15 protein-coding genes are annotated in these 19,224 nt (G+C 69.6%); 9 read left to right on the top strand and 6 right to left on the bottom strand.

The genetic code is table 11. The annotated features are described in order from the left end of the window. Nucleotides 1-228 precede the first annotated feature (228 nt). From ACIHCM_RS17140 to ACIHCM_RS17125, 4 genes are all read left to right on the top strand, one after another. Nucleotides 229-1,074: a GntR family transcriptional regulator gene (locus ACIHCM_RS17140; protein WP_399895889.1), complete on the top strand. Its 846-nt coding sequence runs from the start codon at nucleotides 229-231 to the stop codon at nucleotides 1,072-1,074. Between the two features lie 399 nt (nucleotides 1,075-1,473). After that, nucleotides 1,474-2,466: a polyphosphate kinase 2 gene (gene ppk2 / locus ACIHCM_RS17135; RefSeq protein WP_399895886.1), complete on the top strand. Its 993-nt coding sequence runs from the start codon at nucleotides 1,474-1,476 to the stop codon at nucleotides 2,464-2,466. A 115-nt stretch (nucleotides 2,467-2,581) separates the two neighbouring features. Further along, nucleotides 2,582-3,028 (top strand): DoxX family protein, encoded by a 447-nt coding sequence (locus tag ACIHCM_RS17130; RefSeq protein ID WP_399895883.1) that lies wholly within the window; start codon nucleotides 2,582-2,584, stop codon nucleotides 3,026-3,028. Between the two features lie 243 nt (nucleotides 3,029-3,271). Further along, complete coding sequence (locus ACIHCM_RS17125; RefSeq protein WP_399895880.1) at nucleotides 3,272-3,976, top strand: FAD binding domain-containing protein; 705 nt, start codon at nucleotides 3,272-3,274, stop codon at nucleotides 3,974-3,976. Between the two features lie 96 nt (nucleotides 3,977-4,072). Here the strand turns inward: ACIHCM_RS17125 and mgrA are convergent, their stop codons facing one another. After that, on the bottom strand, nucleotides 4,073-5,122 hold the full coding sequence (gene mgrA, locus ACIHCM_RS17120) for an L-glyceraldehyde 3-phosphate reductase (protein ID WP_399895877.1): 1,050 nt from the start codon (nucleotides 5,120-5,122) through the stop codon (nucleotides 4,073-4,075). A 452-nt stretch (nucleotides 5,123-5,574) separates the two neighbouring features. Between mgrA and ACIHCM_RS17115 the strand changes: the two genes are divergently transcribed. The 3 genes from ACIHCM_RS17115 to ACIHCM_RS17105 all read left to right on the top strand — a co-directional run bounded on the left by ACIHCM_RS17115 (nucleotide 5,575) and on the right by ACIHCM_RS17105 (nucleotide 7,570). Next, the gene (locus ACIHCM_RS17115; protein WP_399895874.1) at nucleotides 5,575-5,910 is read left to right on the top strand and encodes a hypothetical protein; all 336 of its coding nucleotides are present in this window, start codon (nucleotides 5,575-5,577) and stop codon (nucleotides 5,908-5,910) included. Between the two features lie 242 nt (nucleotides 5,911-6,152). Further along, nucleotides 6,153-6,287, top strand: coding sequence for a hypothetical protein (locus ACIHCM_RS17110; RefSeq protein ID WP_399895871.1), 135 nt, complete (start codon nucleotides 6,153-6,155; stop codon nucleotides 6,285-6,287). A 215-nt stretch (nucleotides 6,288-6,502) separates the two neighbouring features. Then, entirely contained in the window at nucleotides 6,503-7,570 is a 1,068-nt protein-coding gene (locus ACIHCM_RS17105; protein WP_399895868.1) for a glycoside hydrolase family 5 protein, read from the top strand. A gap of 71 nt (nucleotides 7,571-7,641) precedes the next feature. Here the strand turns inward: ACIHCM_RS17105 and ACIHCM_RS17100 are convergent, their stop codons facing one another. The 5 genes from ACIHCM_RS17100 to ACIHCM_RS17080 all read right to left on the bottom strand — a co-directional run bounded on the left by ACIHCM_RS17100 (nucleotide 7,642) and on the right by ACIHCM_RS17080 (nucleotide 16,645). Further along, nucleotides 7,642-10,626 carry a glycoside hydrolase family 2 TIM barrel-domain containing protein gene (locus ACIHCM_RS17100; RefSeq protein ID WP_399895865.1) on the bottom strand — a complete coding sequence of 995 codons (2,985 nt, stop codon included), beginning with the start codon at nucleotides 10,624-10,626 and terminating at the stop codon, nucleotides 7,642-7,644. Between the two features lie 83 nt (nucleotides 10,627-10,709). After that, nucleotides 10,710-13,439 (bottom strand): glycosyl hydrolase-related protein, encoded by a 2,730-nt coding sequence (locus ACIHCM_RS17095; protein WP_399895862.1) that lies wholly within the window; start codon nucleotides 13,437-13,439, stop codon nucleotides 10,710-10,712. A gap of 59 nt (nucleotides 13,440-13,498) precedes the next feature. Beyond that, a complete protein-coding gene (locus ACIHCM_RS17090; RefSeq protein ID WP_399896411.1) occupies nucleotides 13,499-14,305 on the bottom strand; it encodes a carbohydrate ABC transporter permease in 807 nt (268 codons plus the stop codon). 47 nt (nucleotides 14,306-14,352) lie between these two features. Then, a complete protein-coding gene (locus ACIHCM_RS17085; RefSeq protein ID WP_399895859.1) occupies nucleotides 14,353-15,303 on the bottom strand; it encodes a carbohydrate ABC transporter permease in 951 nt (316 codons plus the stop codon). Between the two features lie 7 nt (nucleotides 15,304-15,310). After that, complete coding sequence (locus ACIHCM_RS17080) at nucleotides 15,311-16,645, bottom strand: ABC transporter substrate-binding protein (RefSeq protein ID WP_399895856.1); 1,335 nt, start codon at nucleotides 16,643-16,645, stop codon at nucleotides 15,311-15,313. A 313-nt stretch (nucleotides 16,646-16,958) separates the two neighbouring features. On the opposite strand from ACIHCM_RS17080, the gene ACIHCM_RS17075 reads away from it, so the two are divergent. Next, on the top strand, nucleotides 16,959-17,960 hold the full coding sequence (locus tag ACIHCM_RS17075) for a LacI family DNA-binding transcriptional regulator (protein WP_399895853.1): 1,002 nt from the start codon (nucleotides 16,959-16,961) through the stop codon (nucleotides 17,958-17,960). 100 nt (nucleotides 17,961-18,060) lie between these two features. Then, nucleotides 18,061-19,200, top strand: a complete 1,140-nt coding sequence (locus tag ACIHCM_RS17070) for an AI-2E family transporter (RefSeq protein WP_399895850.1) — start codon at nucleotides 18,061-18,063, stop codon at nucleotides 19,198-19,200. Nucleotides 19,201-19,224: the final 24 nt, after the last annotated feature.

Here is a 19,224-nt window from a genome sequence, read left to right as displayed (position 1 = left end):
CGGATCGCCTCCGGTGAGGACCAGTAAGCCGCAATGGCTTTCCCAGCCGGTGCGGGGATGAAGGTGGCATGGACCATTGAAGGCGTCAAGTCTCCCCGCCGCATGGGAATTTCAGCCACAGGGCGGCCTGTCCCCGTATGGATCACAGGAGCCGGACGGTCTGGATCGACTTGACCAGCAGACCGCTACGATGACCAGTGAGCGTCCCGGCGACGAACGAGGATCCCTATGGAGGTCGACGCCACCGCCTCCGGTGCGACGCTCAAGCGCGAACGGGTCCGGGACGCGATCCTCGAACTGATCGAGGCGCGGCGCCCCGGCGACGCCATTCCCTCCGAGCGCGTGCTGTGCGCCGAACTCGGCGTGTCCCGGCCCACGTTGCGCGCCGCGGTCGACGAACTCGTCGTCGCCGGACTACTGGTCCGCGAGCACGGGCGGGGCATGTTCGTGGCCGCGGAGAAGATCACTCAGGAGCTGATCTCCGACCGGAACGCCTTCGGCCTTCCCCGGGCGGGAGGGGTGTGGACCAGCAGACTGCTGGAGTTCCGCACGCTGCCCGCGGGCGCCCGGGCCGGCCGCAAACTGCGGACCTCGCCGGCGGCGGAGATCCGGTACGTGGCGCGGCTCCGGCTGGTCGACGGCGCGCCCATGGCCAACGAGCATCTGCACGTGCGGGCGGACCTGGTGCCCGCCCTGACCAGTGACGAACTGGAGCAGGGCGACCTCTACGAGCACTTGCGCGACCAGCACGGCGTCCAGGTCAGCGAAGCGGTGCAGTCGATCGAGCCGACCGTGGTCAGCCGGGCCGAGGCCGACCTTCTCGACGTACCCGAACTGTCACCGGCGCTGCTCTTCGAGCGGCTCACCACGGACACCCGTGACCGGCCGGTCGAGTACGTGCACTCGCTCTACCGGGGTGACCGCTACCGCATCGTTTCCCGCCTCGCCCTCGGCCCCCGAGTCGAGGCTCCCGTCCCGCGCGAGGGCCACCCTCCCGGCATCCCACCGGGCGACTTCACGGGCGGCGACCCGGTCACGTTCTCCACCCGGGGTGTCGTTCAGCAGGTCCTTTGAGGCGCCGGCGCCGGTCGCCGCCGTCGGGAAGTACCGGAGGTATGGGGGTCGGGCCCGAGGTGGCTGCATGAGCGCGGTGTGGGCGGCGACATCTCTTGTATCAGGGTGTAGCCGTCGATTACTCACTGCAACCAGGTTCGGCCCACGCCCACCCACCTCGCCGGCGGACTGCTCGTGCGTGCACCGGGATGGCACTCCACATAGCCTGGTCGCAGAGCATCCAGGGCTCTGACAGGATCCGCGTCCCGCTGCTGCGGACCGGCGGCAGCGCGGGGGCGCATGTGCGCCGGTTCCGCCCCGCGCACCCGTTGACGCGCAGCGCCGGCGCCTGCGTGATCGCGCAGTGAGCGGGCAGGAGTTTCCGATGAATCGGGTCATTGTGCAGGGGTGAGGGATTTCATGGACTCCGAGCGGAACGAAGCGCCGTCGACGAACGGCACCGGCTCAGATACGCCCGAGCAGGAACTCCTCGACGGCCTCCGAGTGGATGAGCAGCGCCCCGAGCGGCCAATTCTGCTGAACGAGGACGGCAGCCCCGTGGATACCTGGCGGGACAACCATCCTTACGATCACAAGGTTCGCAGAGCCGATTACGAGCGGCAGAAACGCATCCTGCAGATAGAACTGCTCAAGATGCAGCGCTGGGTGAAGGACACCGGGCAGCGGATCGTCGTGGTCTGCGAAGGCCGGGACGCGGCCGGCAAGGGCGGCACCATTCAGCGATTCACCGAGCGGCTGAATCCTCGCGGCGCCCGTGTGATTGCGTTGGAGAAGCCGACCGAAAGGGAGGCCGGCCAATGGTACTTCCAGCGCTACGTGGCGCATCTGCCCGCCCGCGGGGAGATCGTCTTCTTCGACCGGTCCTGGTACAACCGGGCCGGCGTCGAGCGGGTGATGGGCTTTTGCTCGGATGACGAGTACCACCAGTTCCTCGACCAGGCACCGCTGTTCGAGAAGCTCTTGACGGACGACGGCATCATGCTGGTGAAGTTCTGGTTCTCCGTCTCCCAGGCCGAGCAACGCACCCGGTTCGCGATCCGGCAGGTGGACCCCGTACGCCGCTGGAAACTCTCGCCGACGGACCTCGCCTCGCTCGACCGCTGGGACGACTACACGACGGCCAAGGTGGAGATGTTCCGTGCCACGGACACCCCCCACGCCCCGTGGACGGTGGTGAAGAACAACGACAAGCGACGCGGCCGCCTGGAAGCCATGCGCAGCCTGCTCGACCGCTGCGACTACCCGGCGAAGGACCACGCTGCCGTCGGCAAGCCCGACCCCCTGATCGTGGGTGCCGCGGACACCCTGCTGGAGGCCGGTGAGCGACCTGCCGACCTGAGCCCCACCCCACTGGTCGGTCACCACGACGGCCCGGGGATCCATCCCGGCTGAGCCGGTGTCCGGATGAGCCAAGTGGTTGGCCCGAACGTAATCAGTACGGGAGAGGCTGGTCCCGCCTCGCCCGCGCCGCTCGGCGGCGCGCGTATTGATTCGAGGAGTACGACCGATGAGCACCGCACCACTGAACGACCGGCTGGCCGGGTACCAGCCTCTTGTCCTCGGCGCGTTCCGCATCGTCCTGGGCATCCTGTTCACCAGCGAGGGTGTCGCCACCCTCTTCGGTGTCCTCGGCCGGGAGGCGAGCCCTGCGGGTGACTGGCCGTTCTGGTACGCCGGAGTGATCGAGTTGGTGTGCGGCGTTCTTGTCCTGCTCGGGGTGGCAACGCGCAGTGCGGCGTTCATCAGCTCGGGAATCATGGCGTTCGCCTACTTCACCGAGCATCAGAAGGACGGTCTCTTCCCTCTGCAGAACGGCGGCCTGTCCCCCGCGCTGTTCTGCTGGGGCTTTTTGCTCCTGGTCTTCTTCGGGCCCGGCGCCCTGTCCGTGGCGGGGCCGGTCCGCCGGAGCCGCCCGGCTGCGGAGAACGCCCGGCTGACCGGCCCGGCCGCCTGACGCGGGCCCGGGACGCGCGGGCTGCACCCGGGGTCGATGGCAGCGATGGTCGGCCCCGGAGCGGCATTGCACCACGGTCCGCTGTTGCCGGCGTTGCCGGCGGCGCGAAAGGGAGCGGACGGCGTGCTTGTGTGAGCCCTGGACGCGCCCCCCGTCGAAGGGATTGTCTTACCGCGGGGCAGGTGGCTACTTCACGCCACGCACCGCTCCGATCCGGTCTGCGTGGAAGGCGGGTGGTCACTGGTGTTGTTGCGTTTGCCGGCGTCCGTGTCCGAGGCGAGGGAGTGTCTGGCCGAGGGAGCCGTGCTGATCGGCGGGGCGACACTCGTGTGGGCCACCTGGCAGCGGGACGGCTTCCCCGCGCTGGCGATGTCGCTGCGTGACGTGCCCGAGGCCAATGTGCTGGAGCCCACCTCGGTGGGCGGGGCCGTGGTGCTGCAGCGGATCGACGACCGGGTGCCGGACGCGCTGCGGCTGGCCGCCGCCCGCGTGGGTACCGGGGCCGTCCGGCGCAGCGCGACGGTCGGCGGCAACATCGTCGGCAGCACGCTGCGCTGCCTGCTGCCCGCGGCGCTCGTGCTGGACGCGCGGGCGACGGTGCTGGAACCGGACGGTGTCCGGGAGACGGACCTGGCCGAGGTGGTCGCCAAGCGTCCCGTCCTGCTCAGCCTGCGCTGGCGTGAGCCCGTCACCAGCGCTTTCTTCAAACTGGCCGGTGCGGCGGGCGCGGAACCGCCCCTGGTGATCGCCTCGGCGGTGCACGCCGAGGACGGCGGCAGTCGCCTGTGCGTCGCCGTCCGGGACGGCTACGACGTGCTCGACGGCAGCACCACGTGCACCGGCGACACCGAGGAGACACTGCAAGCGCTGCGGGTGACTGCTCTCGGCGACCTCTCGCCGGCGGCGTGGGACATCGTCCATTCACACGTAGCCGCTTCGCTGGCCTGATCGTGAGGCGCGGGGGCCGAGCCGGCCCGAGACCGCGCAGGGGCAGCCGGGCGCGCTCCGGCGCCGCCGGCCGGCCCCTTCCGGGGCGCGGGGCGCTCAGCTCAGGGTGCCGGTGCGGGCCTGCTGCCAGAGGTCCACACTGCCCGCGATGAGGGCGTGTTCGTCGATCTCCCGGAGTTCGTCGTCGGTGAAGGAGAGGTTGTCCAGGGCGGCGACGTTCTGCTCCAGTTGCTCGACGCGGGAGGCGCCCATGACGAGAGAGGTGACCCGCTCGTCACGCAATGCCCAGGCCAGCGCCATCTGGGCCAGACTCTGGCCGCGGCGGGCGGCGAGGTCGTTCAGGGCGCGGAGCCGCCCGAGCGTGTCGTCGGTGAGCCAGCCGGTGTCGAAGGACTTGTCCTGGCCGGCCCGGGAGTCGTCGGGGATGCCGTCGAGATAGCGGCCGGTCAGCAGGCCCTGCGCGAGGGCGGTGAACCCGATGACGCCGAACCCTTCCTCGGCGGCGGCATCGAGCAGGCCGTCGGTCTCGATCCACCGGTTGAGCATGTTGTAGGAGGGCTGGTGGATCAGCAGCGGGGTGCCCAGTTCGCGCAGGATGGCGGCGGCCTGCCGGGTGCGCTCGGCGTCGTAGGAGGAGATGCCGACGTAGAGGGCCTTGCCCTGCCGTACCGCGGTGTCGAGTGCGGTCATCGTCTCCTCCAGCGGCGTCGAGGCGTCCAGCCGGTGCGAGTAGAAGATGTCCACGTACTCCAGCCCCATCCGCGTCAGCGACTGGTCGAGCGAGGCGAGGACGTACTTGCGTGATCCGCCGCCCTGGCCGTAGGGGCCGGGCCACATGTCCCAGCCGGCCTTGGTGGAGACGATCAGCTCGTCGCGGTAGGGCCGCAGGTCCTGCCGCAGGAGCTTGCCGAAGTTCAGCTCGGCCGCACCATAGGGCGGGCCGTAGTTGTTGGCGAGGTCGTGGTGGGTGATCCCGAGGTCGAAGGCGCGCAGCGCGATCTGACGCTGGGCCTCGAAGGGCTTGTCGTCACCGAAGTTGTGCCAGTAGCCGAGCGACAGGACCGGCAGGTCGAGTCCGGAGCGACCGGTGCGCCGGTACAGCATGGCACCGTCGTAGCGGCTGGAGTCCGCGACATAGGTCGACATGAGGAGCGTCTCCAAGGTGAGCCGGAGGGGCGAACGCCCTGATCAGGGGATGCTTACTACCTTGCGGCACGCCGAATGCGAAGTCCAACACGTCTCACTCATCACACTGTGCACCGCCGTTTCTCAATGCCTCCCGGGGCGCTGAGTACCTTGGCCGGCAACGTGCCCCAACTCGTCTGTCTCGCGTTGTCTGTGGTGAAGAGGGGGAACCCTGTCCGTCAGGGGACGACTCCCTGCGCAGCGCTTGCCTCACTGCGGTCAAGCCCGTCATCGGTCCGGAGGCGTTCACGGATGAACCACCACCCCTGTCCCGAAGCAGCCAGCGTCCGCCTCCTGGAAGCCGTCGAGGCCTGCACCGGAAAAGTGAGGGCGACCGTTCCGGGCCTCCTCGCCCCCGGCCGGTGTGTCGGCGGTGATCTCGCTGCCCCGTGCCCGAGCGAGGGGCCGCAGCGGTGAGCGGCGGTCGCTGGGTGGGCCTCGTCTTCCCCCTGCTGTTCTTGCTGTCCGCCGGCGCCGTGGCCGTCATGGTCGCGCGTGACGCCCGCAAGCACTCGCGTCAGGACGCGAACGTGAGTGCCGAACGCGTTGCTGTCCGTGTCCTGCTGCTGTTCGGCGACCAGGCGGAAATCGTCGCCGATGTGCCGGCGGAGGAGCGCGCCGAGCCGGAGCGTTACCCGGCCGCCGACATCGCGGCGGCGGTCGGAGTGCCGGCCAGTGACCTGCCCGGCATGCGGCTGACGGCGGAGGTCGGCGAGGACCATCGGCTCTCCGGCTGGCACCAGGCCTGACGCAACGGCCCGCCCGCTGCGGGAGTTCGGCGGGGCGCCCGCGTTCGACCCGGTGTGTGCCTCCGGCGACGGCGCCCTCGTCGCGTTGTTCACCGTGAGTCGCGGCGGCCGGCGGGCCCGCGCGGGCGGCCGGGCCCGAACCTGTGATCGACATGCGCGCTACTCCATTCGGATGCAGACTTGACCCGACGTAGCCGCCCTGAGAAAGCCCGCCCACTCTCCCCCTGGGAGGTGCCGTGGTCTTGATCGCGTTGCTTGTCCCGGCCCTACTACTGCTGCTCCTCCTTGCCATGGAAGCGTTCGAGGACCTGGTGTTCCCGCCGCCGAAGACACCCCCGGCCGAGGAGGCACCACCGGATCAACCGGTGGCCCCCTGAACGACCCGGCCCCAGCCCCCGTACGAGCCTCGTGCGGGGGCTGGGGCTTGTCACGCGAGTAGATCGCACACGCGCTCCCATGTGACCTGTTTGTCCACCGGCGTGAACCGCTGTGGATGGCCGCCCGCGACAGCACCCTTGCCGCATCCGGAAGCCACCTGCTTCCATCAAGTTAGGAAAGTTTCCTATCGGTCACGCCAGTGAACGGAGTTCACGTGAAACTGAAGCTCAAGCTGTTACCGCCGGCTGCGGTGGCGGCCGCCCTCGGCGGCGCCCTGCTTCTGACCACGGCCGTGCTCCCCACCGCACCTGCCCGCGCGACGGCGAACCGGCCCGCGGCGGACACGCCGGTCTCCGTCAACGGACAGCTCACGGTGTGCGGCACCAAGCTCTGCAACAGTCATGGGAACCCCATCCAGCTCCGCGGCATGAGCACCCACGGCACCCAGTGGTACCCGCACTGTCTGACCCGCGGTTCGCTCGACGCCCTGGCCCAGGACTGGAAGGCCGACGTCCTGCGCGTCTCGACCTATGTGCAGGAGGGAGGCTACGAGACGAATCCCACGCACTTCACCGACCTCGCCGACTCCCTGATCCAGCAGGCGACCGACCGCGGGATGTACGTGATCGTCGACTGGCACATGCTCACCCCCGGTGACCCCCACGCCAACCTCAGCAAGGCGCGGAAGTTCTTCACCGACATCGCCAACCGCAACAAGGGCAAGAACAACATCCTCTACGAGATCGCCAACGAACCGAGCGGCGTGAGCTGGTCCCGGATCAAGAGCTACGCGGAACAGATCATCCCGACCATCCGCGCCATCGACTCCGATGCCCCGGTGCTGGTCGGGACCCGCGCCTGGTCCTCGTTCGGCGTCTCCGAAGGCGCCAACGAGTCCGAAGTGGTCGGCAATCCGGTCCGGGCGTCCAACATCATGTACACCTTCCACTTCTACGCCGACTCGCACCGCGACGCGTACCTGGCGACCCTCTCCCGCGCCGCCGACGCGCTCCCCGTCTTCGTCACCGAGTTCGGCACCCAGAACTACGCCGGAGAGGGCAACAACGACTTTGCCATGTCGCAGCGTTACCTCGACCTGATGGCGAACAAGAAGATCAGCTGGGCGAACTGGAACTTCTCCGACGACCACCGCACCGGAGCGGTATTCAAGACCGGTACCTGCAACAACCCTGGCTCGTGGGCCGGCACCGCACCTCTGAAGCCCGCCGGCGTGTGGGTCCGTGAGCGCATCAGGACTCCCGACGCCTTCCCGGTCGGCTGACTCCCGCTCGGGCGTCATTCCTGCCACGGGGCAGGGTGACGCCCGAGCCGGACGCCACCGAGAGCGCCTTCTCAGCCCGCTCGCCCCGCCGCCAGACGAAGCCTGATGGTGCGTGCTTCGGGGCGCAGCGCGAACTCGGGCGACACATCCGGGCCGCAGGCCCGTGAGCCGAGGCCGTGCTGGGCCGCGTCGATGATCAGGTGACTTGCCGCGGTGCCGGGCAGCTCGAAGGGATGTTCCGCCTGGGCGAGTTGCTGCGGCGTGTGGCGGCTGAGGGTGAAACCGGGGCGGCGGCCCTGAATGTCCGGGATGGTGGCGACGTGCAGTACTTCGGTGGCGCCGGCCGTCAGCGTCAGCCACCGCAGGCGGGAGCGGTGCCCCGTCTCCTGAGGACGCGCGTAGTCGACCGACAGTCCGCCGATGCTGGACGAGAATCGGCCGGTGCGAGCCGCGCGCAGGCTGTCCGGGTAGGACTCCAGTGGGCCCAGACCGAACCACTCGGCGCCGTCGACGGGAGCCGTGCCATCGGGCAGTTCGAAGTGGATGCCGATCCGGGGCCATACCGTCCGCCAGCCGCTGGAAGGCTCGATCTCCACGCGCAGCTCCAGTTCGTCGCCGTCTTCCAGCGACCAGACGGACTCGACCGTCACCGACAAGGCGGAGTCGGCCGCCGAGACCCGGTCGACGGTGCGCAGGGCGCCGGCGGCCCCCTCCACCGAAAGGCGCCTGGTGATCAGCCGGTCGAGGCCGTCGCGACGCCACAGGTCGGCGTCGGACATCCCGGCGACGCCGGTGCCGCCGTTCTCCGCTCCGTCGGACGGGCCGGCGTCGTTGTCGGTCGGCGCGCGGAACAGTTGCAGCCGGGGGCCCGTCACGGAGCGGCCGGCCAGACGTGTCAGGGATCCGTCGACGAACTCGGCGATGCCCAGCGTCAGCGGCCCGGCGCCCGGCCGCCAGTCGCTGCGGGACCGGACCGCGGGCACCGCACGACGCGTTGAGCAGTCCTGCTGTGCGGTGGCGACCACATGCCCTTCGGGCGCCCAGCCGGTGGCGGATGCCAGCACGGCGTCGACGGTGAGCCAGGTCTCGGCGTCAGGGGCCACCGCGATCCGCGGAAGCGGCACCCTGGTCGAGTCGCCCGCCGTGAGGACGGGCACGTCCCATTCCCCGGCGGCCACCGGTGTTCCGTCATGTTCCACGCGCCAGCGGAAGCGCAGGTCGGAGGTGTCGGCCGAGTGCCGCAGGTTGGTGAGCGTGACGCTGCCGGTGCCGAAGTCGAAACGGACGGGCTGTACGACGGCCTTGAACTCATGGAGGCTGGGCGTCGGGACGTCGTTGCTCAGCAGCATGCCGTCCATCACGAAGTTGCCGTCGTGCACGACCTCTCCGAAGTCGCCGCCATAGGCGTAGTACGGCGTGCCGTCCGGGGCCGTGGCCAGGATGCCGTGGTCGCGCCATTCCCAGACGAATCCGCCGTGCAGCCGTGGATGTGCGTGGACCAGGGCTTCGTACTGGTCCAGCGCTCCTGGGCCGTTGCCCATCGCGTGGGCGTACTCGCAGAGCAGGAACGGCTTGGAGCGCTGCCGGGCGCTCTGTGCCGGAGTGCAGTCGAGCAGCGTGGAACCACCGCCGTCGGTGCCGATCTGCTGGGTCTCGGGCACCGAGGCGTACATGCGTGAATAGATGTCGGTGTACTCGCCGGTGTGGTCGCCCTCGTAGTGCACGGGGCGCTCGGCGTCGCGGGCGTGGACCCATGCCGACATGGCGGCGAGGTTGCCGCCGGTTCCCGCTTCGTTGCCGAGTGACCAGATCACGATGCTGGGATGGTTCTTGTCGCGTTCGACGGTGCGCTGCATGCGGTCCAGATACGCGGCGCGCCACGCCGGGTCGTCGCTCGGGTTGCCGACCCAGCCGACCTTCTCGAAGCCGTGCGTTTCGAGGTCACATTCGAGGATGACCCAGAATCCGAGTTCGTCCGCGAGGTCGAGCAGCCGTGGATGCGGTGGGTAGTGGCTGGTGCGGATCGCGTTGACATTGAACCGCTTCATACGGGCGAGGTCCTCGCGGGCGTGTTCCTCGTCGAAGACCCGCCCGCGCCGGGGGTGGGTCTCGTGCCGGTTGACCCCGTGGAACACGACGCGGCGGCCGTTCACCAGGAAACGGTCGCCGCGGATCTCGACCGTGCGGAAGCCCACGCGCAGCGCGATGCTCTCCGCCGCCGACGACACGGTGGCGTCGTACAGGCGAGGCCGCTCGGCGGACCACGGCTCCACCTCGCCGACGTCCACGGGGGCGACGTCGTTCGCCGTCGCCCAGACCTGCTCGACGCCGAGTTCGGGGACGCGCAGCGTGAGCGGGAACGCCGCGGCGCCGGCGGTGACCTCCGGGACGATGCGTCCGCGGCCGTCGTCGAAACCGGTCCGCAGCCAGACGTCCTCGACACCCCCGGTGGGCCGGGCGAGCAGGGTGACGTCGCGGAAGATGCCCGGCAGCCACCACTGGTCCTGGTCCTCGACGTAACTGGCCGCCGACCACTGGTGCACCCGTACGGCGACGACGTTGTCGCCGGTGCGTACCGCGGCCGTGACGTCGAACTCGTGAGGCAGCCGGCTGCCACTGGCGCTGCCGATCTCGATACCGTTGACCCACAGCCTGAAGAGGGATTCGACACCGTCGAACCGCAGCACGATGCGCTCGAAGCCCGACCAGCCGGCGGGGATCTCGACATGGCGGCGGTAGTCGCCGGTGGGGTTCTCGTCCGGGACGTGAGGCGGGTCGATCGGGAACGGGAACCGGATGTTCGTGTAGATCGGCCGGCCGTAGGCTCCGTCGCCCTGGAGCACCCAGTGCGAGGGCACCGGAATGCTGTCCCAGTCGCCGTCGTCGAAGTCCTCCGCCGCGAAGTCCTCGGCAGGCAGGGCCGTGGGCGAGTGACGGAAACGCCACGGTCCGTTCAGCGAGCGTGCGGGGGCGTCGGAGTGCAGCCATGAGCGTGCCGGACGCAGCGCACCACGCCCCGGTGCGGCGTCCGAAAGGTACGCGGTGGTGGAAGGCACGTGTGCGGAAAGCTCGGATGACAAGGAGTCACCACTTTCGTGGTCGTGAGCAGGGAAGGCCGTTCTGTCCGTGCGCCAAGGGCTCAGCGGAGCACGACGGTCCGGATCTCCCACGGACCGAGGACGAGGTCGAGCCCGTCCCGCACGGCCGTCGGGGACAGCGGCCGGCCGAGCAGGTCGACGGTGGTGGCCTCGGTGAACGGGCCGGTCAGACGGACGGTCGAGGTGGTATCGCGCATCGCGACCATACGCACCTCGATGCCGGCGCCGTGCTCCTCGTCGGCGACGCGGCGGACGCAGGAGACGAGGACGTCGTCGCCGTCCACCCGCAGCCCACTCGCGTCGGACGGCAGCCGGCCCGCTGCGGGCGCCGTCCCGCGGGCTACGAGTACGTCGTTGCGGAACTCCTCCGCAAGCGCGACCGCGTTGCTCCCCTGCCAGCCGCCCGCCGCCGGCACGACGGCGAACCGGTTCTCGATCCGCATGCCGAGATCCTGTGCCCCGGGGGCGGGAATCTCGCCGGCCGCGGGCTCGTCACGCAGCGGGTGGATGTTGACGCTGATCGAACCGATCGCCCGCAGCATGGTGAGGGCGAGCGCGGAGCCCTCGTCGACGAGTTCGTACTCGCTGGAGTGGTCGAGCAGGACGTGGGCGTCCCCGGCCGACACGAACGTACTCGCGGGGAAGGTCGGGAGCGGGTACTCGCCCCAGCCGCCCTCGGCGGTGAGCCCGCGCTCGGTGACGGCGAACTGTCCCGCGGACGCGGACCCGGCGACGGGCTCGGGCAGCGGCACGTGGAAGCGCAGCCGGTGATCGGCGCACTGGTTGAGGAACGACGTGGAGATCCGCACGAACGGCTCTGAGGCCCGTACTTCCACCAGCATGTCCACCGGCGTCCGCACGGTCCTGCCGCTGCGCAGGTCACGGTCGTCGCCGAGGGCGGCGGGCCACTCGTAGACGCGGGTGACGCGCAGCCGGGAGCGCAGCGGGCCGCTCTCCAGGAGATCGACGGTGACCTGGGCCGGTTCCGATACGAGCACGTCCTGGGCCGGGGGAGCGTAGTTGTAGCTGTCGCCGCGGTCACCGCCGTCGACGAGACGGCCGACACCGCGCAGGGTGGTGCCGTCCGTGCCCGTCACGTCGAGGGTCCCGTCGGCGGCGACCGCGACCTCGACCAGGCCGTTCGACAGGGCGCGTGCCGTCGCTGTCGCCGGTGTGTGCCGCGGAGCCGGGGCGGCTTGCCGCTGGCTCGCCTGGACCCGGAAACTCGTCAGCCCCGTGGCCGGGACGTGCACGGGCACCAGCGCGGTGGCCCGGGCCTCGGCCAGCGTCCGTACCCGCCATGGGCCCGGATGCGCGGCGGCCGCGGCGGCGACCTCGCGGCGCAGCACCAGCAGATCGAAGGGGCCGCCCGACGGCACCTCGGCGAGGTGGAAGACCAGTGAGCCGGGGGTGAGTTCGTAGTGGTCGATGAGCAGCCCGAACAGCTCCCGGCGGTGGATACGGCGCAGCACCCGCTCGAGCTGCGACGCGTCCATGCGCTCGTCGCTGAGCACGGTCGGGGCCTGGGAGACCAGCTGCACGGGCTGCGCCGAGCCGTCGTGGGCGGTCGCGACCAGCGACGTTCCCTCCGGCGGGGCGACGACATCCACCTCGACCAGGGCGGCACGCGGAGAGGGCAGCGGGTTGGCGACCAGGTAGCCGTCGCTCGGCACGAGGGAGGCGGGCTCGGCCAGCGCCGCGTCCCGGACGGCCCGTGCCGCCTGCGCGGCTTCGGCGAGCCGGGCCTCGACCTGGTCGCAGGTCTCGTCGGTGCCCGAACCGACCACCGAATCGTGCGCCGTCGACTCGATGATCTTGTGCCATGCCAGCGTGAGGAACGGCGAGTCGTCCCGCTGGGAACACAGGGCGTTGACCCGCTCCGCATGGTCGATCGTGCGCTCGGCGACGGCCATCCGTTGCTTGAGCCCGAGCCGCACGGACAGCACGCCCGGAAGGATGTTGCCGCGCACATGGCTGCGCAGTTCCCCGGTGACGACGGCGCTCACCTCGTCACGCACGTGCACCCGGATGTACTCGTCGAGCGTCGCGATGCTGATGCGGCGTCCCCCGTCGGCGGCCTGCCGCAGCCGGCCCGCCAGTTTCGGGTCGGGCGCGTGGTGGTCGGTGCCGGCCATGGCCAGCACCGGATCGCCACCCCACCGTCCGGCGGTCATCTCCGCGTACTCGCCGAGCGCGCGGCCGATCTGGTCGGGCACCAGCAGGACGTCGAGGCCGTTGTCGTAGCCGTCGAAGAGGAACTCGGTGCGCACCTCGGAGCCGTCCGGAGCGCGCCAGCGGAAGGCGTGACCCTCGACGGAGCCGGGCACGCCACGCCACAGCGCCGCGTGCTCGATTCCGGCGCGGGCCAGGATCTGCGGCATCTGCGCGATGTGGCCGAACATGTCCGGCAGATAGCCGATCGGCATCGCACCACCGAGAGACCGTGCCGCCGCCCAGCCCATCTGGAGGTTGCGCACGATGGTCTCTCCGGAGCAGAGGAACTCGTCGAGCAGGATCAGCCACGGCCCGATGGCGAGCCTGCCCTCGCGGACCAGGGCGGCGACGCGGTCGCGGTTCTCCGGCCGCATCTCCAGGTAGTCCTCGATCGCGGCCATCTGCCCGTCGACGGTGAACCGGAAGTCCGGGTCGGCCTCGGCCGTCTCCAGCACGGTGTCCAGGGCGGCGACGAGCCGGTGCCGGAACACCTGGAACGGCTCGTACCACTCCCGGTCCCAGTGGAAATGGGGCAGGAAGACGGCGGAGTTCTGCATGGCGAGCGGGGACCTTCCGTGCTGGCGGGAGGATGGGAGAACGCGGGGACCGGGCGGCGTCACTTGAGCGATCCGGCGGCGAGCCCGGTGCGCCAGAACCGCTGGAGGAGGATGAACACGATGATCACAGGCACGATCGACACCAGCGAGCCGGTGATCACGGACTGCTGCAGGAGCGGGGCGCGGGCGGTCTGACCGTTCCACTGGTACAGACCGAGAGTGATCGGGAAGAGTGACTCCTTCTGGAGCATCACCATCGGAAGGAAGAAGTTGTTCCAGATGGCGACGAACTGGAACAGGAAGATGGTCACCAGCGCCGGCGTCATCAGCCTGAACGCCACCGAGAAGAACGTCCGGAACTCTCCCGCGCCGTCCAGGCGTGCCGACTCGATGAGCTCTTGAGGGACCGCGGCGCCTGCGAAGATGCGCGCGAGATAGACGCCGAACGGGCTGACGATGCTGGGCAGGAACACCGCGAGGTAGGTGTTGACCAGGCCGGTCGCCGAGAACAGCAGGAACAGCGGCAGCGCGAGCGCGGTGGTGGGAACGAGAACACCGCCGAGGATGACCGAGAAGAGGAACTCCCGTCCCTTGAAGTGGAATGTGGCGAGTGCGTAGCCACACAGCGCGCTGATCAGGGTGCCTACGGCCGCGCCCAGCACCGCGTAGACGACGGTGTTCAGGGCCCACCGCCCGAAGATGCCGTCGCTGCGGGTGAACAGGACCCGCAGATTCTCGAACAGGTTGAAGTCCGAGAACATCAGGCCGTTGGTGGAGGCGAGGTCACCTTGGGGCTTTGTGGCCGCGACGATCAGGAAGTAGACCGGCAGCAGGAAGTAGACGGTCAGCAGGAACATCAGAGCCATGACGGCCGTCCGGCCGGCGCGGCTCTCGCGGATCACGGGATGGTTGCTCACAGCCCCGCCTTCCTCGAGGTCAGTCGCATGAACCCGAAGCTCAGGACGAAGGTGATGACGGCGATGACCACGGATATCGCCGCCGCCTGCTGGTAGTTGTTCCCGGAAGCCACCGCGTAGGCGAGCATGTTGGGTGTGAACGTGCTGGAGATGTTCGAGGAGATCTGGCGGAGCACGGCCGGCTCGGCGTAGAGCTGCAGGGTGCCGATGATCGAGAACACCGTGGTCAGGACGATCGACGGGGCGATGATCGGAACCTTGATCCGCCACGCGATGGCCCAGTTGCTCGCGCCGTCGATCCTGGCCGCCTCGTAGAGCTCCTGAGGTATCGACTGCAGCGCCGAGTACATGATCAGCATGTTGTAGCCGGTCCACAGCCACGTGGAGACGTTCGCCGCCGACCACAACACGGCACCCGGACCGAGGAAGTCGGGCTCCAGACCGATGCCCTTCAACGCGTCGACCACGGGGCTGAGCTGCGGCGAGTAGAGATACGACCACATGATCGCGGCGATGACCCCGGGCACGGCGTACGGCATGAACGCCGTGATCCGGAAGAAGGACTTGAGCCTCAGCAGGGGGGTGTCGAGCAGCAGCGCCATGATCAGCGCGACGAAGAGCATGACCGGCACCTGCACGACACCGAACAGCCCGATGCGGCCGATGCCGGCCCAGAACTCGCCGTTCTGGAACACCCCCACGTACTGCTCGAAGCCGCCGAAGGTCGTGTACGACGTCCCGTACTGGCCGCCGGTACGGCGTACGACGCGGACGCTCTGCCAGAGCGCGTACCCCACCGGCAGCAGGTAGAACAGCACGAACGGGAGGAAGAACGGGATCACGAACGCGACCACGGTGCCCGGCCGCGGGCCGCCGCCGTCGAGACGACGGCGACGGCTCACGGGCGGCTCCGCCACGCGGGTCGCGCGGGCTGCGATGTCGGTCATGCCGCGTTCACTTGCCCGCCGCGGCCGGAATCGCCTGGTCCTTCATCGACGTCAGCGCCGCCTCCTGGGCCGCCGCGAGGGCGTCGGACAGCTTGCCCTCACCGGCGGCCGCCTTGGCCATCGCGTCCTGCAGCGCCAGGTTCACCGTCTTCTGCGTGGGACCCCAGGTGAAGCTGGTGTCCACCTTCTTGGACGACTCGGCGAAGACGTCGAAGATCTTCTGGTTGCCGTAGTACGGGACGCCCTTGGAGAGCGCGGGAAGCCGCAACCCCGCCTCGGCCGCCGGGTAGAGCCCGCCCAGCTCGTTCTCGAGCGCCAGCGCCTCCGGATCGGTGTTCAGCCATGTGTTGAACTTGACCGCCTCGTGGAGATGCTTGCCGCCCTTCATGAACGCGACGGTCGATCCGCCCCAGTTGCCGGACGTTCCGTTGGCGCCCCAGGTCGGCATCGGGACGATCGCCCACTTGCCGGACTGCTTGGGCAGGTTGTCGCGGAACATGCTGTAACCCCAGGCGGCGCCGACGTAGCTGGCGATCTCGTCCTTCTGGTACGCGGCGTACATCTGGGTGGAACCGTGGGCGAGGTCGGTGCGCACGACGTCGTCCGAGATCAGCTTCTGCCAGTAGTCCGCGACCTGCTTGCTCCGGTCCGACTCGACGGTGACGTGCCACTTGCCGCCGGAGTAGCCGTACATGGTGGCGTTGTTCTGCCAGAGCAGGCCGTTGAACCACTCGGCGTTGTTCGGGTCGAAGTAGGTGATGGTGAGGTCGGAGTCCGCCCTGTGCAGCTTCGCCGCGGCCGCCGCGTACTCGTCCCAGGTGGTGGGGATCGCGATGTCGTGCTTCTCGAATATGTCGCTGCGGACGTAGAGAGCCATCGGGCCGGTGTCCTGCGGAAGGGCGAACACGCCGGTGTCGCCGAAGCTGGACTGTGACCATGTCCAGGGAACGAACTTCGACTTGGCCGCGGTGGCTTCCGCGCAGGCCGAGGCGTCCACGAACGCGTCCTGGGTGCGCAGGTTGGGGAGCTGGTCGTAGCCGACCTGTGCGAGGTCCGGAGCCTTGCCCGCCTTGAGCGCGTTGCCGATCGCGCCGTACTGGTCGTTGGAGATGTTCTTCGTCTCGACCTGGATGTCCGGATTCTTCTTGTTCCACAGGTCGACAACCTTGTCCATGCCCGGAACGGTGTTCCAGTACTGGAGGGTGACCTTGCCCTCGGCGGGCTCGCAGGATCCCCCGGACGCGTTGTCCGACGAAGCGGGCGAGGAGCAACCGGCGAGTACGGCGATGCCCGTTGCCGCGGCGGCGACGGCGAGGCGGGTGTGCGTGGCTTTCCTGCTCATGTCTTCCGTTCCAGAGAGCGGCTAGCGGTGAGCGCTAGGCGGGTCGACGTTGACACCTGAGGCGAATGCCTTCTGGTTGGAATCAGGGCCCGTGAGCGGTAACGTGAGCGCTCACGGGAGCGGTAACGGGGGTGCTGTTGAGAAGTGATTGGGAGTGTGCGCTTCGGCGCGGCCGGGTGTCAAGGAATTGTCGCGGCCCTCTGATGCGCGGTGGACGATCCCCCCGGCTTCCCGAAAGGATCATGACTTCGGCCCGGGCATACCGGGGTACCCCTGCGACGCGCACGCGTCGGCTACTACGCGGAGGTGAGTGATGACGTCGTCAGGGACCGGCCCCCGCAGGGTGACGATCGACGATGTCGCCCGGAGCGCCGGGGTGTCCCGGCAGACCGTGTCACGGGCGCTCAACGACAAGAACGAGATCGGGGACTCCACCAAGCAGCGCGTCCTCGACGCCGCCCTCGAACTGGGTTACCGGCCCAGCCGGTTCGCCAGGGGACTCGTCCGGCAGGACACGATCAGCGTGGGACTCGTCATCCCCGATCTGCTCAATCCGTTCTTCACCGAAGTCGCCGCCGCCGCCCTCGACGCGGCACGGGCGCGTGGCTGGCACGTCGTCGTGTACGACACCGGTGACCGCGTCGAGGAGGAGCGGGGCACGCTCGAGGTGATCGCCTCGCAGGTGGACGCCGTCGTGGGCTATCTGAGCCAGCCGGAGGACCAGATCGACAAGCTGACCCGGGGGCTCCCCGTGGTGCTCATCGACCGTCAGCACCACGGGGGGAGGTTCGGTGCCATCCGCATCGACGGCGAGGAAGGCGTGCACGCCGCGATCGAGTACCTGGCCGGGTCGGGCCACCGGCGCATCGGCATGCTCGATCACGCGGGCCGGTCCGAGCCGAGCATCCGGCACGCCTGGTTCGCGAGCGCGATGGCTGCCTGCGGACTGGACGCCGGCTCGGTGAGCCGGGCGGACCAGAGCGTCGAAGGCGGGGAGAACGCGCTGGAGGACCTCCTCGACGCTCATCCCGACGTGACCGCCGTGTTCACCTTCAACGACATCATCGCCATCGGAGCCCTGCGTGCCGCTCGCCGGCTCGGGCGAACGGTTCCGCACGACCTCGCCGTGATCGGCTTCGACGGCCTCCAGCTGGGAGAGCTGGTCGAGCCGCCCCTGTCGACCGTGGCCCTGGACACGCGTCAACTCGGCGCGCTCGCGGTGGAACAGGCGGCCCGGCTGCTGACCGGAAGCGGTCCGCTCAGCCACGACGAACTGGTGGTGAGAGCCGAACTGCGGCGGCGCGAATCCGCGTAGGCGGGGCCGGGATGCTCCGCCGGGACGGGAGACGTAACCGGCGCGGACGATTGCCGGGCCGCTCGGACGGAGGCGGGGCGGCGGCGCATAGGGTGATCGCATGTCTGCCTCTTTGAGCCCTGCGAGAACCCGTGCCGCACTCCGTGCCTCGGCGCGCATATCGGTGGAGCTGCTGCTGGTCCTCGCCGGGACCGCGGTGGTGCTCTGGCTTCTCGGCCGGATGTGGTCGATCGTCTGGCCCCTCGTCATCGGGCTGCTCCTCACCACCCTGACCTGGCCGGTCGCCCGGTTCCTGCGCCGTCACGGATGGCCGCCCGCCCTCGCCGCGTCGGTGGTGACCGTGCTCTTCCTCGCGGTCGCCGCCGGCGCCGTGGCACTCATCGCCGTACCGGTCGCCTCGCAGTCCGGGGAGTTGACCGACGGAGTGGTCGAGGGCATCGCGCGGGTACGGGAGTGGGCCGCGGGCCCGCCGCTGAACATCGGCGACGAACAGATCACCGCCGCCCTGGACACCGCGACCGAACGTCTCCAGAGCGGCGTCGGCAGCATGCTCACCACGCTCGCCACCGGCGTGGGCACGGTCGTCAACGGCGTCGTGACGGCCGTTCTCGCCCTCTTCCTGATGTTCTTCTTCCTCAAGGACGGGCCGCGGTTCCTGCCCTGGCTCGCCCGCCAGCTGCCCGGGCGCCTCGCGACCGACATCCCCGCCGTGGCCGAGCGCGGCTGGGACACCCTCGGGGCCTTCGTGCGCTCCCAGGCGGCGGTCGGTCTGCTGGACGCCGTTCTCATCGGCATCGGACTCTGGGCCCTGGACGTCCCGCTGGTGCTCCCGCTCGCCGTGCTCACCTTCGTGTGCGCGTTCGTGCCGATCATCGGTGCGCTGTTCGCCGGCTTCGTGGCGGTGCTCATCGCCCTCGTGTCCAACGGGCTGACGGACGCCCTGATCGTGCTGGCGATCATCGTCGTGGTACAGCAGCTGGAGGGCAACGTCTTCCAGCCCATGATCCAGAGCCGGGGGCTCGGCCTGCACGCGGCGGTCGTCCTGCTGGCGGTGACCCTGGGCGGCAGCCTGGCGGGCATCGTGGGCAGCCTGCTCGCCGTACCGGCCGCGGCGCTGATCGCGGTGGTCTGGAACTACGTGCGCGACCAGCTGTCCGAGCCGCCGCACGACCCGGAGTCCGTTCCGGCGCCCGGCCGCGGGACCGACCCGGAACCCGCGACGGCACCGCTCCCCTCCTGACGGCCCTCGTCCTCCCGCCCGGCG

The organism is Streptomyces sp. NPDC052023 (genome assembly GCF_044548465.1).
Taxonomy (GTDB): domain Bacteria; phylum Actinomycetota; class Actinomycetes; order Streptomycetales; family Streptomycetaceae; genus Streptomyces.
The sequence above is the reverse complement of the archived record's forward strand: the minus strand, read 5'-3'. Positions and strand labels throughout refer to the sequence as shown.

Coding starts and splice junctions, on each gene's coding strand:
- ACIHCM_RS17140 (WP_399895889.1), top strand. CDS start 229: ATGGAGGTCGACGCCACCGCCTCCGGTGCGACGCTCAAGCGCGAACGG.
- ppk2 (WP_399895886.1), top strand. CDS start 1,474: ATGGACTCCGAGCGGAACGAAGCGCCGTCGACGAACGGCACCGGCTCA.
- ACIHCM_RS17130 (WP_399895883.1), top strand. CDS start 2,582: ATGAGCACCGCACCACTGAACGACCGGCTGGCCGGGTACCAGCCTCTT.
- mgrA (WP_399895877.1), bottom strand. CDS start 5,122: ATGTCGACCTATGTCGCGGACTCCAGCCGCTACGACGGTGCCATGCTG.
- ACIHCM_RS17095 (WP_399895862.1), bottom strand. CDS start 13,439: ATGCAGAACTCCGCCGTCTTCCTGCCCCATTTCCACTGGGACCGGGAG.
- ACIHCM_RS17090 (WP_399896411.1), bottom strand. CDS start 14,305: ATGGCTCTGATGTTCCTGCTGACCGTCTACTTCCTGCTGCCGGTCTAC.
- ACIHCM_RS17085 (WP_399895859.1), bottom strand. CDS start 15,303: ATGACCGACATCGCAGCCCGCGCGACCCGCGTGGCGGAGCCGCCCGTG.
- ACIHCM_RS17080 (WP_399895856.1), bottom strand. CDS start 16,645: ATGAGCAGGAAAGCCACGCACACCCGCCTCGCCGTCGCCGCCGCGGCA.
- ACIHCM_RS17075 (WP_399895853.1), top strand. CDS start 16,959: ATGACGTCGTCAGGGACCGGCCCCCGCAGGGTGACGATCGACGATGTC.
- ACIHCM_RS17070 (WP_399895850.1), top strand. CDS start 18,061: ATGTCTGCCTCTTTGAGCCCTGCGAGAACCCGTGCCGCACTCCGTGCC.